General features: G+C 50.0%; 12 protein-coding genes. 7 read left to right on the top strand and 5 right to left on the bottom strand.

The features are described from left to right. Window positions 1–246: 246 nt before the first annotated feature. The 4 genes from BOC67_RS19125 to BOC67_RS19110 all read right to left on the bottom strand — a co-directional run bounded on the left by BOC67_RS19125 (window position 247) and on the right by BOC67_RS19110 (window position 3,185). A complete protein-coding gene (locus BOC67_RS19125) occupies window positions 247–1,308 on the bottom strand; it encodes an ATP-grasp domain-containing protein (RefSeq protein ID WP_291912474.1) in 1,062 nt (353 codons plus the stop codon). A 73-nt stretch (window positions 1,309–1,381) separates the two neighbouring features. Then, window positions 1,382–1,567, bottom strand: a complete 186-nt coding sequence (locus BOC67_RS25400; protein WP_367115578.1) for a T9SS type A sorting domain-containing protein — start codon at window positions 1,565–1,567, stop codon at window positions 1,382–1,384. A gap of 266 nt (window positions 1,568–1,833) precedes the next feature. Further along, window positions 1,834–2,610 (bottom strand): DUF1080 domain-containing protein, encoded by a 777-nt coding sequence (locus BOC67_RS19115; RefSeq protein ID WP_291912472.1) that lies wholly within the window; start codon window positions 2,608–2,610, stop codon window positions 1,834–1,836. A gap of 164 nt (window positions 2,611–2,774) precedes the next feature. Continuing rightward, window positions 2,775–3,185, bottom strand: coding sequence for a Dabb family protein (locus BOC67_RS19110; protein ID WP_291912471.1), 411 nt, complete (start codon window positions 3,183–3,185; stop codon window positions 2,775–2,777). A 161-nt stretch (window positions 3,186–3,346) separates the two neighbouring features. Here BOC67_RS19110 and BOC67_RS19105 point away from each other — a divergent pair, with 161 nt between their 5' ends. The 6 genes from BOC67_RS19105 (at window position 3,347) to BOC67_RS19080 (ending at window position 11,549) form a co-directional block, all read left to right on the top strand. Next, a complete protein-coding gene (locus tag BOC67_RS19105; protein WP_291912470.1) occupies window positions 3,347–4,867 on the top strand; it encodes a sensor histidine kinase in 1,521 nt (506 codons plus the stop codon). Further along, window positions 4,864–6,063: a DUF4407 domain-containing protein gene (locus BOC67_RS19100; protein ID WP_291912469.1), complete on the top strand. Its 1,200-nt coding sequence runs from the start codon at window positions 4,864–4,866 to the stop codon at window positions 6,061–6,063. The genes BOC67_RS19105 and BOC67_RS19100 overlap by 4 nt, the downstream gene beginning before the upstream one ends. Before the next feature lie 35 nt (window positions 6,064–6,098). Further along, window positions 6,099–6,806 carry a LytTR family DNA-binding domain-containing protein gene (locus tag BOC67_RS19095; RefSeq protein WP_291912468.1) on the top strand — a complete coding sequence of 236 codons (708 nt, stop codon included), beginning with the start codon at window positions 6,099–6,101 and terminating at the stop codon, window positions 6,804–6,806. A 112-nt stretch (window positions 6,807–6,918) separates the two neighbouring features. Beyond that, window positions 6,919–7,305, top strand: coding sequence for a DoxX family protein (locus BOC67_RS19090; RefSeq protein WP_291912467.1), 387 nt, complete (start codon window positions 6,919–6,921; stop codon window positions 7,303–7,305). A 612-nt stretch (window positions 7,306–7,917) separates the two neighbouring features. Continuing rightward, window positions 7,918–8,952: a sugar phosphate isomerase/epimerase gene (locus tag BOC67_RS19085; protein ID WP_291912465.1), complete on the top strand. Its 1,035-nt coding sequence runs from the start codon at window positions 7,918–7,920 to the stop codon at window positions 8,950–8,952. Between the two features lie 212 nt (window positions 8,953–9,164). Then, complete coding sequence (locus tag BOC67_RS19080) at window positions 9,165–11,549, top strand: ABC transporter permease (protein WP_291912464.1); 2,385 nt, start codon at window positions 9,165–9,167, stop codon at window positions 11,547–11,549. A gap of 102 nt (window positions 11,550–11,651) precedes the next feature. Here BOC67_RS19080 and BOC67_RS19075 read toward each other — a convergent pair whose 3' ends face one another. Then, entirely contained in the window at window positions 11,652–12,440 is a 789-nt protein-coding gene (locus tag BOC67_RS19075; protein ID WP_291912463.1) for a FecR family protein, read from the bottom strand. A gap of 183 nt (window positions 12,441–12,623) precedes the next feature. On the opposite strand from BOC67_RS19075, the gene BOC67_RS19070 reads away from it, so the two are divergent. Continuing rightward, the gene (locus tag BOC67_RS19070; protein WP_291912462.1) at window positions 12,624–13,802 is read left to right on the top strand and encodes a proline dehydrogenase family protein; all 1,179 of its coding nucleotides are present in this window, start codon (window positions 12,624–12,626) and stop codon (window positions 13,800–13,802) included. The last annotated feature ends 182 nt before the right edge of the window (window positions 13,803–13,984 follow it).

The raw sequence follows: 13,984 nt of genomic DNA, 5'->3' as shown, positions 1-13,984 counted from the left end.
TTTGTGGAATGAAAAAATGAGTACACGGTCCTGCGGTCGGATGTAAGTTTCATGTCAGTAAAATTTTAGTTAAGAAATTGAATTATAATAAAAGCAGCGCCGGGCGGCCTGCTGAAGCAGCGTTATGCTTGTATGTATGGGTGTATTATAATCACATGGTGGTGCAAAGGTAAGTATTTCTTTGAAAAATACTAAACGTGCTAGCGTTGGGCGAGTATATTTTCCAGTAAATTTTTTTCAAAAATACTAAACGTGCCACCGTTGGGCGAGCATATTTTCCAGTAAATCCGTATAGGACCAGCCTATTTTCCTTGCTGCGAGGGCAGTCAGGCTGTCCTGATCGTGGCGGTGGGGGCGGGCGGCGCCGGTCATATTGGGTTTCATGTTGAGGTCAAACAGTTTGTAATTCCCGGTACTATCCTGGCGGCAGTCGATCCGGACAGGCGCGCGCAGGCCTACCAGTTTAGCTGCTGCTATGCATTGTTCATATACCTGCCGGATGGGCATGGAAGCCTCTTCGCGATCGCTGAGTACGGCGCTGTTATGGATCACTGCCACGGTTCCATTGTAAGGCGCAATGCCATTTTCATGATTAAACCTGCGGACGGCTGGCAGGCACCAGGGGGCAGGCTTTGGCACATGTTTACCGTGAATGGCGTACTCGCCCGGGGGCATGACCGTCACGGTAATTTCTTCTCCCGGTAAAAAACTTTCTATATAAACGGTGGCGCCGTAACGGTCCGTTTCAAAGAGGTGATTGAGTACGGCTTCGTATTCTTCGGGCGTATGGATGAGGGTGACGCCTTCGCTGCCGCGGCCTCTGACGGGCTTTGCCACTGCCGGCAGGGGGAATTGCAGGGGATGGTTTTTAAAATCTTTATAATGCACCTGGATGGCGTCCGGGATGGGGAGTCCGTTATCCTTCAATAAATGGTTGGTGGTCCATTTATCATCGTAAAGCGCTGCGAGGAGCGGCAGCTGGCCTACTACGCTAACGCCCCTGTTGAGATAGGTGGTAATGGGATGCTCCGCATAGAGAGTGGTATTGAGCCAGATGCAATTGGCGCCTTTATCGATAGCGTGGCGGATGCCGGCGTCCGTATCGGGAAAAACCCAGTCGAGGTCCTGGTCGATAAACGGGTTGTCGGCCGGCGTGATGACGGTGGTATTGTTCTTCTTCAGCGCGTAGGCGATATCAGCGCCGCTATCCGCGTATCCGCCGGGTTTCATGGGTTTTATAATACCGTTTGTGGCGGGCAGGGGATGGGCTTGATAGACTACGGCTACTTTTGGCTGTTGAGCGTTCATATGGTATCAAACAAAAATGCCGGCCAACAGGTTGTTGACCGGCATTTTATTTTTTTTTAGGGGGAGATGTCTATTATCGCTTTATCATGATTTGTTTCGTCACCGCTCCCTTTTCACTTCTAATTATAAGCCGGTATAAACCGTCCTGCAGGTGGGAAACATCCAGAGAGACGGTATTGCTGTTGGCGGGTACATCCTGCTGGAATACGAGATTACCCTGGGCGGAGATCAACTGGATGCGGATATTGGTTTCCGCCATACCGCGGAGTTCTACCACTAAGTTTGGCTGCGGACGGTAAGGCTGCACAGCACAGCGATCAGGCATAAAAATAGGTAACGGGGTAAAGCTATTTTCATAGGCGCTTCGGGTATTGGTTAAGGATAAAAATTTAGATCCGCAAGGAACTATATATATCCTGTAACTTTATTCATGATAACTATGTATATCCGTTACCGTTATACCAACAAAAAAGGGAAAGAAAGGTCTCCCTTCTTCCCCTTTTCAATAATATGATTTACAATAAATTACAGTTCCCTGATCCAGATATTCCGGAAGCTCAGCGGCTCGCTCTTATCGCCATGCGCCTGCAGTTTAATCGGCGAGGCGCCATGCGCCTTGCGGTATGCAGGCTTGCCGATGTATTGGGTAGGGCCTTGGAGCGCCGTATTATTTTGTACCAGCACGCCGTTGAAGAATGCGGTTACGCGGGCAGGCTCTTTTAAGGAACCATCCCCATTGAATACCGGCGCTGTCCAGATCACATCATAAGTTTGCCACTCTCCCGGCGGGCGGCATGGGTTTGCCAGCGGAATCACCTGTTTATAGATGCTGCCGGCCATACCGTTTACGTAAGTTTTGTTGTTGTAGGCATCCAGAATCTGCAGTTCATAACCTTCATCGCCTTTGCCGGTAGAAGCGAGGAACAAACCGCTGTTGCCCCGTCCTTGTCCGCTACCGGTAATGTTGGCCGGCACCCGCCATTCCAGGTGCAGCTGGTAGTTGGTGAAGGCGCGTTTGGTTTCGATGTTGCCTTTGGATTTGTTAACCGTCATAACGCCGTTGGCTACATCCCATTCGGCTTTTTTGGTACGGTCCTCCACGGATACCCATTCATTCAGGTTTTTACCGTCGAAAAGGATGATCGCGTCGGATGGGGCGCTTTCGAAAGTGATTTTTCCCGGCGTAACTACTTTGGGAGCGGGTTCCCAAACCTCTGTGTCTTCGGGTTTGGCTTTTTCCTGTGCTTGTACCATCAGGGCGCCGCTCGCAAGCAGCGCGGTGAGCAGAATTCTTCTATTCATTTGTGGAAATTTAGCAATTTTTTCATTCGGCCATGCGGATGATCCTGCATGGCGCTGTTATTAATATTTCTGCGGCCTGAAGATAGGGTAAATTCTGTTTACCTGTATCTGTGCGGCTTTTAGGGGGAAATATGCCGGCGGAACAGCGTGGTTCCGCTCTGCCCTTACACCGTCATCGCATCATACACCACCACTTTTTCCCAAAGATGGCTGTAATTTTTTACGAAGGCCAGGTGGATGGGGTGGGTTTGATAGACGGACTGACCGGCAGGATCGTCAAAAAAGATCATTTCGGAAACGTCCCAGGAGGCATCCACCACGTCACGTTTTTCCGTATCGGCAACGGTGCCTACATAAATTTTACGGACAGTTTCAATCCGGGAGAGGGTTTTCACCCCTTCAATGAGCTGCTCGCGGTCCGCTTTGGAACCCGGGTTTTTAAGCCAGAAGAATACATGGTGGATCAATGGCTTCCCATTATCGGCAGGAACCAGCGGTTTGGCAGATGCGGTAGCGGCGCCGGCGCAGAGGGCGGCAGCCGTACCCAGGAATTTTCTGCGGTTTGTGTTGGACATAATATCTTAAGGTTAATTGGCTGAAAATACACATCCCGGCGCAGAAATCAAAGCAGTGCCCCGGGAGATGGCTGTTCATAACACAGAATACCGGTTTTATCCCATTTTGTTAGCATGACAGGCAGCAATCCGTAATATTGCCTTAAATACTTCCTCCTACTATGAATCAGCAACAATTGCGAAAAATTGAATTTGGATTGGCTACAGGCATCTTCCTCCTGGCGCTCTTCAGTTTGCTGGGGCCATCTTTTATGGGCGACGGGCACGTCAGCTACAACGATGGCTTTCGCGCAAGGTTCGACCGCTACCACCAGGTGTTTGACTACTACCTGCACGTTGTTTTGCCCCTGATGACCAAGATTACGTTTGTTTACCTCTTTTTTGTGTACCTCAATTTCCTGGTAGTGCCCAAATTCCTGGAAAAGTCCAGGTGGATTACCGGAGGCTTATTGGTGCTGGCCGGGGTACTGGCATTGTTTGTTGCCCTGATGGTAGCCAATTCCTACCGCTATGGATACATGCTCGGTCAATATAAAACCATACGTGGCGCACATACGCAGTTTGCCAAAATGGCCTTTCTCAGCACCATCGTGTTTGTTATCCTCTACGTTTTTTACTATACGGCCCGGACGGCCTATGCCCAATACCTGCACCGCTGGGTGGTGGAAAAAGTGCTGCCCAACAAGGTAGCCCGCGAAATTTCCATCGGCGCCATCCTCTGGCTGGCCCTCGTGGTAATTACCTATGGCCATGTCAGCTATACCATCTTTTTCTTTGGCCCGGTGATGCTGGCTATTTACTACTTCACCGTGTACCGGATATTCCCTGAGTTCCAGGCGCATGGCCGTAAGCCAAAGCTCTGGCGCGACCTGGTGATCCTCGTACTGTTGTCCAATGTTGTGATGGTGATTGTAACAGCCATCGTGGTACACCACATCGGGGATGCCGCCGTCATCCTCGGCCTGGTGAGCGCGCTCGTTAGCGTGGTGGTGACCATCCCGCTTTGCTGGCTGCTGTTCCGTACCCGGCTGGAACAACAGCGTACGGTCATCGGCCTGCAAAAAGCGCTGGGCCGCTCCGCGGCTGACCTGGATTTCCTCCGTACCCAGATTAACCCCCATTTTCTCTTTAATGCCCTGAATACCCTCTATGGTACTGCTTTACAGGAGCAGGCAGCCCGTACCAGCGAGGGGATTCAGAAACTCGGAGATATGATGCGTTTTATGCTGCATGATAATACGCTGGAGAAAATTCCGTTAGATAAGGAGGTAGCTTATCTGCAAAATTACATCGACTTACAGCGTTTGCGCGTGATGCAGTCGCCCGATATCAAAATTGAAGTGAATATCGACGAAACCAATTGTCATCACGAAATAGCCCCCATGCTGCTGATCCCGTTTGTGGAAAACGCGTTCAAACACGGCATCAGCCTGCGTAACCGCTCCAGTATTGTTATTTCGCTGAGTTGCAACGATGAGGAAATATTTTTTGACGTCTATAACAGCGTACATCCCAAACCGGAAAACGATCCGGAACGCAATAGCCTGGGAATAGGCCTCAACAACGTCAAAGAGCGACTGGCTTTATTGTATCCCGGCTCCCACGAACTGAGTATTCGACAAACGGCCACCGGATTTTTTGTACACCTTACTATACGCATGAAAACAAACGAAGCGCAATGACCACTGTACCTGACAAAAAAATGAATGCGGAAAATCCCGAGCCGGACGCCATCACAAAATTTTTGTGGTGGCTTGCTGCTGCCGACAGCAGCATCCTGAAGGAATGCAGAACCGAAAAAGAACGCTACCGCATCATCGGTATCGCGGTATTCGTAACCTGGATGTTTGCCACCATCGCCTGGGGGTATTTCTTTTCCACCATCGTCAACGATGACCTGATCGTACTTGCCCTGGCGCTGTTTTTCGGCTTCGCCATCCTGAGCATCGACAGAACCCTCATCGCCGCCATGACCCGCAGTAATGGCAACACGAAGTGGTTGCCGGTGGTGTTCCGCCTCTTCCTGGCCATTACTATCGGCCTTTTTATTTCCCAGCCAGTGGTTTTAATGTTATTTAAGAAAGATATAACTGCCCAGCTGGAAATAAGCAAACAGGACAAGATAGATGCTTTCAAGGCCTCCCTCCAAAAGCAAAATGCCAGCCAACAGGCCACCCTTACCCGTGACCTGGACAAGCTGAATCAGCAAATTACCCGTAAGGAAGCCGATACCAAGGATTATAAAGACGGCTACCTCGCTGAAACCGACGGTACAGGCGGCTCCGGCCGTATTGGCGAACAGGCGGTGGCCAGGGCAAAGAAAAATGCCTGGCTCTCTTCCGAAGAGGAACTGGCCGCCCTGCGCAAACAGCTCGCTCCCGAGCGGGAAGCGCTGCAGATTCAGCTGGCTAACCTGCGTACAGCCGACAGCCTGAAAGTTATTGCCTATACCGCCACCCTTACGGACGGCTTCCTGGCCCAGACGGAAGCCCTGCACGATCTGACGGCTTCCCACCCGCCTTTACAGCAACGGTACCGGCTAATCGTATTCATTATCACCCTGATAGAAATTATGCCCCTGCTCAGTAAACTGCTGATGCCCCGCGGCGAATACGATGAAAGGCTGGCCGCCGCTACACAGGAAGCGGTGACCGCCTCGCAGATGGAGGTGGAAAAAGGCAGGGAGCTGATGGAGTACTATAAAGAACGGGCCGTTACGGCCGACAGGGAATTAATGGATTACCTGTTCGAGGAAAGTAACGCCATCCGCCGGGAACGAGCCGCGGATATGGTGAACCAGTGGCGCAACAATGCCCATTCCCCGATCAAGGAATTCTGGCTGCAAGCCAAAAGATTATTTCTCGGCAGGATGATGTAATCCTTATCTTGCCGTTACGGTAAACAGAGCGTATTATGAAAATGACCGCCATTGCAATTGACGACGAACCGGTGGCGCTTACGGTAATAAAAAACCATGCGGCCATGGTGCCTTTTATGGATGTAAAAGGTTATTTCACCAATGCTTTCGAAGCGATGGACTTCCTGAGCAGGGAAAAAGTAGACCTGATTTTCCTTGATATAAAGATGCCGGATATTTCCGGGCTGGACTTTCTTTCTGCCATGCCGGAGCCGCCCATGGCCGTGTTCACCACGGCCTATTCGGAACATGCGGTGAAAAGCTTTGAGCTGGACGCGATCGATTACCTGCTCAAACCTTTCTCCCTTACCCGCTTCATGAAAGCCTGTAATAAGGTGCATAACCTCTGGTTATTGAAGCATAAGTCGGTTACGGCAGCGCCTAAGGAAGTGCCGGAATATATTTTCGTCAAAAGTGGTTACGAGCAGTTTAAAATTATCCTCGATGATATCCTCTACCTGGAAAGCGCCGGTAACTATGTAAACTTTGTCCTGAAGGACAAGAAGATCATCTCCCGGCTTTCCATGCAGGAGGCCATGGACCTGCTGCCGCAATCGCTGTTTACCCGGGTGCACCGTTCGTATATTGTCGCCAATAAAAAGATCGAACGGGCAGACCGGACTGCGTTATATATTCATCATCAACCCATTCCGATAGGCGCGGCCTATGCGGAGGAAGTGGAGGAGTTATTGCTTAGGCGATAATGTCGCAATCACCCCATTTATTGTCTTATTGCCTCCCCACCGGAAATGTATAAGGGTGCTAATTTTACATCAGCAAATAAACCTGATTAAATCACTTTTTATACTTTCTGTTATGACAACCTTAACTTCCACCCGCGTAGTAAAAAGAGACCGTATCATTTACTGGGTCTTCACCACTTTGTTTGTATTGCTGGACTCCGTACCGGCTATCTGGTTTAACAGTGAGCTGGCCCGCCAGGGTATTAAGGACATGGGCTTTCCCGCTTACTTTGGCGTAGAGCTGGGCATTGGTAAAATTATTGGCGGCATATTGCTGATCTTACCGATGATACCTGCACGGTTCAAGGAATGGGCGTATGTTGGATTCGGGATTTCCCTGATATCTGCTTTCATTGCGAACTTCGTGGTGAAAGGTCCGTTGTTTGCGCTGCCGCCGCTGGTAGGTATGGCGATATTGACAGTGTCTTATATTTATTTCCATAAGACAGTGAGGAATTGAATTTGAATGCCTGTTTCTCGCAAAGGGGCGTAAGGAGCAGAGTCCGCAAAGAGGGCCTTCGGCCTGTGCGGGTTTGTTTCTCGCAGAGGGGCGTAAGGAGCGGAGTACGCAAAGAGGGCCTTCGGCCTGTGCGGGTTTGTTTCTCGCAAAGGGGCGTAAGGAGCGGAGTACGCAAAGAGGGCCTTCGGCCTGTGCGGATTGTTCTTGCTAAAGGACATAAGCAGCAAAGACATACATTCTGTTTTTCAAAACGATATTTGAAAACATGGAAATTAGACACACGTTTCTGCTGCTTACGCCGCTCGAGAAAAAAAACTCCTCCTCTGCGCACTCTGCTCCTATTGCCTCTTTGCGAGAAAAAACCTCCTCCTCCTTTGCGCACTCTGCTCCTTTTGCCTCTTTGCGAGAAAAAAACCTCCTCCTTTGCGCACTCTGCTCCTTATGCCCCTCTGCGAGAAAAAACCTCCTCCTCTTTGCGCACTCTGCTCCTTATGCCCCTCTGCGAGAAAAAAAACCTCTGCGAGCAACCCTCCCCGGCCGAAAAAATCACTCATCAAAAAAACCTTCCCTGATTCTCATAAAAACGATATATTTAAACAAAACCACGTTATTATGAGCAATTCCAACAATCGCCGCGACTTCCTGCGCCAGATGGGCATTTATACGATGGGTCTCGGTATGTTACCTTCCTTCCTGGCCGCCTGCAATACGGGCCAATCCACCAATGAAAACAGCAAAGACGGTAAAGCAACAGACAGCAGCGATATCGCTAAAGATGTGCATGAACTGTTCTTCAAAATTTCACTCGCTGAATGGTCATTCCATAAGTCGCTATTTGCCGGCAAAATGAATCACCTGGATTTCCCCCTGCGTGCAAAGAACGAATTTGATATCCACGCAGTGGAATATGTAAACCAGTTTTTTAAAGACAAAGCAAAAGATAAAACCTACCTCGGCGAAATGAAAAAACGTTGTGACGACAACGGCGTGAAAAGCGTACTGATCATGTGCGACGGGGAAGGAGAGATGGGCGATAAAGACGCTAAAAAACGGATGCAGGCAGTCGAAAACCATTACAAATGGGTGGAAGCTGCGCAATTCCTCGGTTGCCACGCTATCCGCGTCAACGCTGCCGGGGAAGGCACGCCGGAAGAAGTAGGTAAGGCGGCCGCAGAAGGGCTGGCAAAACTGGCCACCTTCGCAAAAGATTTCAACATCAATGTAATCGTTGAAAATCATGGAGGCAACTCCTCCAACGGCAAATGGCTGAGCAACGTAATGAAAACAGTCAACCTGGCTAACTGCGGTACTTTGCCGGACTTCGGCAACTTCTGCATCGAACGCAGTAAGCCGGAAGCCAATACGCCGGAAGCATGGGCCAAAACCAAATGCCTGCAGGAATATGACCGCTATGAAGGTATCCAGGAACTGATGCCGTTCGCCAAAGGCGTGAGCGCAAAATCATACGATTTCAAAGACGATGGCAGCGAGATTACCATGGATTACGCACGCATCATGAAAATCGTGAAAGATGCCGGCTATACCGGTCACGTAGGTATCGAATACGAAGGCAGCAACCTCTCTGAAGAAGACGGTATCCGCAAAACAAAAGAACTGCTGGTGAAAGTAGGCAGTGCCCTGAGCTGATAAAATCATTTATTATACCGGGGGTGTATCAACAGTTGATACACCCTCTTTTTATTTGTGACAGGCGAGGGAGATCGCGTATCTTACAAAAACGAACAAGATTGTATCAAAACCGAACATATTGTTGTTTTTGTTTATATGTTTAGGCGTGTCAATCAGTTTCGGCCAATTAGGGCATTTGTTTGGGAGTCATTCCGGCAATAAAAATAGTTATGCTGAAGAACTACTTTAAAATCGCATGGCGCAACCTGCTGAAAAATAAAACCTACGGCCTGCTGAATGTACTGGGGCTGTCGCTGAGTATTGGCGCGGCTATCCTCATCATTACCATGGTGAAGTTCCACCTGGCATTTGATAACTTTCATCATCACCCCGAGCGCATTTACCGGATTGTTACCGAACAGCACCGGGATAAGATTGCCTATGCGCCAAGTACGCCCCCGGCCCTGGGCAGCGCCTTCCGCAGGGATTACAGCTATGCGGAACATATATCCCGCTCCGTTACCACCGATGGAGCGCTGATCACCATCCGGGAAGGGCAGGATGTAAAGAAGTTCAAGGAAGATAATCTCTATTTTGCAGAGCCAGACTTCCTGAATATCTTCAACTTTCCGCTGGCGGCAGGCAGCGCAGCGCTGAATGAACCTAATACCGCCGTTATAACGGAAAAGACTGCACGCAGACTCTTTGGTAACGCAAACCCTGTCAATAAAACCTTTAACTATAATAACCAGGCTGATATCCGCATCACCGGGGTATTGAATGATATCCCTGCCGAATCGGAACAACAGCCGGAAGTAATATTGTCCTGGCCAACGGTAAAGCTATACGAAAGCTTCCTGGCGAACGAGGATTCCTGGGGCGGCATCACCTCCGACCTTGCCTGTTACGTGCGCCTGCGCCCGGGCGTGAACCCTGCCACAGTGGAAAAGGAACTGGCCGGTTACGTAACGCGCTACCGCCCGAAAAATAAAAATGTGCATCACTATAAGCTGCAACCCCTCAGCGATGTACACTACAACGCCCGTTACGGCGGCCCTATGGAAAGGAAAAACCTCGTGATACTCTCGCTGATAGCAGTGTTCCTCCTGTTTACCGCCTGTGTGAATTTTATCAATCTCGCTACCGCCCAGGCTGTGAACAGAAGTAAGGAAGTGGGCATACGAAAGGCCCTTGGCGGCCAGCGCAGCAGCCTGTTCTGGCAGTTTATCGCAGAAACGGGCGTTATAACGCTGACGGCTACACTGATAGCTGCCGGCCTGGCCTGGTTACTGCTGCCGGCTGTAAATAACTATTTCAACACACACCTGAGCTATATCCTTTTTACAGATCCGCAAATGGCAGGCATGCTTGCGCTGGTAGTGGTACTGGTGACCTTCCTGGCGGGAGCGTACCCGGGGCTTATTCTCTCAGGATTTAAGCCTGTCGCGGCATTAAAAGGTAAGGTGAGCCCGGCTCAGCTGGGTGGCTTCAATACCCGGAGGGGTTTGATCACCGTGCAGTTTAGCATCTCCCTGGTATTAATAATTGTAATGTTGGTAATAACCCGGCAAATGCAATACACCCAGGAGATAGACCTGGGGTTCGATAAAGACGCAGTGGTAATGGTGCCGCTGGGAACAAGCGAGCCGGATATGAGCCGCAAAACGCTGGCTAATCAGTTGGAAAATATTCCCGGCGTACAAAAAGTGACTATGTGCTTTGCAGCGCCCAGCGCCAACGCCTCCTGGAATACCAATATCTTCTTCGATAACAGGGATGAAAGTGAACTGTTCCGGGTAAACATCAAGGCGGTGGATGAAAACTACGTACCTGCCTTTGGGCTCAAACTGGCTGCCGGCAGGAACTTATTGCCTGCTGATACCGCCAGGGAAATGCTCATAAATGAAACGGCTGTACGAAAGCTGGGACTGAAATCCCCGGAGGAGGCGTTGAATAAGCGTATCACTTTTGATGGCGGCCAGTACCAGGTAACGGTAGTGGGCGTGGTGGCGGACTTCCATAACGGCTCCCTGCATAATGAAATTGAACCGGTAGGCATGGCGATTATGCCGGAAAATTTTCAGCAGTATGCCATCAAGGTCAATATGTCCGGCCTGCCCGCCACCCTTGCTGCAATTGAAAAACACTGGTCGGCCATGTACCCTGAAAAAATCTATGAATACCGCTTCCTGGACGATAACATCGCCAGCTTTTACGAAACGGAACAGACGATGCTGCACATTGTCAAAATATTCTCCATCATGTCCATCTTCATAGCATGCCTGGGATTGTACGGGCTGGTATCCTTCATGGTCGTGCAAAAGCGCAAGGAGATAGGCATCCGCAAAGTGCTGGGAGGCAGCGTGGCAGGTATCCTCTGGCTCTTCGGAAAAGAGTTTGCCCGCCTGATCCTGCTGGCATTTGTAATCGCCGGCCCCTTAGGCTGGTGGATGATGAATGCCTGGCTGAATGATTTCAAGTACCATATCACTTTGGGGCCGGGCGTATTCCTGCTGGCCATTGCCGGCACGGTGATCCTGGCTGCATTGACGGTAGGGGTGCAGAGCGCACGGGCTGCTATGATGAATCCGGTAAAAAGCCTAAGGAGCGAATAATTGCCTGCTGCCCGGACTCAGGTAGCTATTGCCCGTTCAGTTACCTGGTTCCCTTCAACCTGCGCAGCTGACCGGAACAGGGTAGCTGCTTTACCTCCCATCTTAAAACCGTATCGCTACCTTATTCCCCTCCACCTTATACCCGAAGCCCTGCGTCTTACCCAATGTATCCAGCACCTGCTGCAAGGATGCTTTTACAAACAGCTGGGTTACGGGCGTGGTTTTGGAGGCATCCCCCGTAACGCTGATCTCTACGCCATACCAATCCTCCAGGGTGCGCCACATCAGCAAGCCCTGTGCATTGGTCAGCTGCAGGCTGTCCGCCAGCCAGCGTTCTGCATCCCGGGGATCATAGGTTTCCTTCTCCATGAGGTCTATTTCCTTGTTTGCCAGGATCATATTCCCCCTTTCGAGTAGTTCCGGCTGATTGTCCGTTTCGGAATGATAGCTTTTGGAAACTTTTAGCTTTCCGCTGAGCAGGTGTACGGTTGCGCCCTGCTGGCTGGTAAAGCAGCGCATCCTGAACGACGTGCCCAGCACTTCCGCTGTAAGCTTGTCCGCTACTACTGTAAAGACGGCTGGTGAAGGATTTACGGTAAACCAGGCATCCCCGTCCAGCAAAATGCGGCGCTGTTCCTTGCCGTAATCGTCTGGCACGAGCAGCCGGGAATTGGCGTTAAGGATCACCGTCGAGCTATCCGGCAGCGTGATGGTTTTGCGGGTACCCGTTTCCCCCTGGTAAGTAGTATAGTGCATTCCCGGCGATTGCATGGCTAAAATAGCGCTGGCCTTGTTTTCAGCCGCAGGGGGCGCTGTATGGCAGGCCATGGTGGAAAGTAAGGCTACAGGTAACAGGAACTTTAAACAGTTGGTATCATTTTTAAATAGCATATTCCGGGAATTTTGTATGCAAACGAAAAATCCTAAAAGTAATCAAAATTAGCAGCAGTGGGAAACGGCACTTTTCCAATTTCTATCAAGCAAAAGACAATATCTGTTAATACGGATAAAAAGATATTTCCCTGAGCCAATGTTTTTTGGCTGAATTGTCCGTCCACCCTAACTTTGCGAGCCATGGAAAAGCAGCTATCTTTATCTTTTGATAATACGGCTATTGCATTTGAAGCAAAAACCGACAAGGCTTTAAGTAAGGCCAACTTTCTCTTCAGTAACATTGGCAAGCCCTGGCTGGTGAAACTGGGCGCCACATTCACACCTATTGCCTTTAAACTGGGATTGCCGATCAAGGGAATCATCAAAAACACCATCTTTTCACAATTCTGCGGCGGCGAAACGCTGGAAGAAGCTGCCCATACTGCATTGCAGCTGGGTAACTACCATGTGGGCGTAGCGCTGGACTATGGCGTGGAAGCCATGGAAGGCGAAGAAAACTACGATAAAGCCGTTCCTGAATTTATCCGCGCTATTCAATACGCTGCCTCCCGTCCTGATATCCCGTTTATTGCCATTAAAATTACTGGTTTTGCCCGTTTTGCCCTCCTGGAAAAAATGCATAGCAAAGCTCCCCTCACTGCTGAGGAAGAACAGGAATTTGCCCGGGTACGCCAACGCGTACACGCCATTGCGGAAGCAGCCGCCAAAAATAATGTAGGCATCCTGGTAGACGCGGAAGAATCCTGGATACAGCAGCCGGTAGACGACCTCACGGATGAAATGATGGCGCTGTTCAACAAAAAGAAAGTGATCATTTTCAATACCTTCCAGATGTACCGTCACGACAGGCTGGAATTCCTGAAAGTATCGCTGGAAAAAGCAGTCAAAGAAGGCTACCTGCTCGGCGCTAAACTGGTGCGCGGCGCCTACATGGAAAAAGAAAATAAACGCGCTGTCGAAATGGGCTATCCTACCCCGATCCAGCCCAGCAAAGCCGCTACTGATAAAGATTATAACGAAGCAGTCACTTTCTGCCTGGATAACCTCGATAAACTCGCCGTGTTTATCGGTACCCACAACGAGGATAGCTGCATGCTCGCCGCCCGTATCCTGCACGAAAAAGGCCTGCCTCATAATCACGAGCACGTGAGCTTCAGCCAGTTGCTGGGCATGAGTGATAATATTACGTTCAACCTGGCCCACGCCGGCTATAACGTCTCCAAATACCTCCCTTACGGGCCTGTAAAGGACGTAATGCCTTACCTGATCCGCCGCGCGCAGGAAAATACTTCCATCGCCGGCCAGATGGGCCGCGAGCTTGCCCTGATCAGAAAGGAAATGAAGCGCAGAGGTATGTAAAAGGATCAGATAATAACCTAATTGCCAGGGCATGTAAAAATCATTTACCCGCCCGTACAAAGCATAAAAACAAAGGAGGGACCTATTGAAGTGCCCCCAAAAAGTTAGACACTTTTTGGGGGCACTTTTATGGATAAAAGAATAAAATACAGTTCATCGCAAAAGTTAATAATAGTCAAGGC

The sequence above is a fragment of the Chitinophaga sp. CB10 genome, assembly GCA_001870995.2.
In the GTDB taxonomy this organism is placed as follows: domain Bacteria; phylum Bacteroidota; class Bacteroidia; order Chitinophagales; family Chitinophagaceae; genus Chitinophaga.
This window is presented reverse-complemented; position numbering and strand designations above follow the sequence as displayed.

Excerpts from the sequence above, each read along its gene's own strand:
- BOC67_RS19125 (WP_291912474.1), bottom strand. The coding sequence starts at position 1,308 with ATGAACGCTCAACAGCCAAAAGTAGCCGTAGTCTATCAAGCCCATCCC.
- BOC67_RS25400 (WP_367115578.1), bottom strand. The coding sequence starts at position 1,567 with ATGGCGGAAACCAATATCCGCATCCAGTTGATCTCCGCCCAGGGTAAT.
- BOC67_RS19115 (WP_291912472.1), bottom strand. The coding sequence starts at position 2,610 with ATGAATAGAAGAATTCTGCTCACCGCGCTGCTTGCGAGCGGCGCCCTG.
- BOC67_RS19110 (WP_291912471.1), bottom strand. The coding sequence starts at position 3,185 with ATGTCCAACACAAACCGCAGAAAATTCCTGGGTACGGCTGCCGCCCTC.
- BOC67_RS19105 (WP_291912470.1), top strand. The coding sequence starts at position 3,347 with ATGAATCAGCAACAATTGCGAAAAATTGAATTTGGATTGGCTACAGGC.
- BOC67_RS19100 (WP_291912469.1), top strand. The coding sequence starts at position 4,864 with ATGACCACTGTACCTGACAAAAAAATGAATGCGGAAAATCCCGAGCCG.
- BOC67_RS19095 (WP_291912468.1), top strand. The coding sequence starts at position 6,099 with ATGAAAATGACCGCCATTGCAATTGACGACGAACCGGTGGCGCTTACG.
- BOC67_RS19090 (WP_291912467.1), top strand. The coding sequence starts at position 6,919 with ATGACAACCTTAACTTCCACCCGCGTAGTAAAAAGAGACCGTATCATT.
- BOC67_RS19085 (WP_291912465.1), top strand. The coding sequence starts at position 7,918 with ATGAGCAATTCCAACAATCGCCGCGACTTCCTGCGCCAGATGGGCATT.
- BOC67_RS19080 (WP_291912464.1), top strand. The coding sequence starts at position 9,165 with ATGCTGAAGAACTACTTTAAAATCGCATGGCGCAACCTGCTGAAAAAT.
- BOC67_RS19075 (WP_291912463.1), bottom strand. The coding sequence starts at position 12,440 with ATGCTATTTAAAAATGATACCAACTGTTTAAAGTTCCTGTTACCTGTA.
- BOC67_RS19070 (WP_291912462.1), top strand. The coding sequence starts at position 12,624 with ATGGAAAAGCAGCTATCTTTATCTTTTGATAATACGGCTATTGCATTT.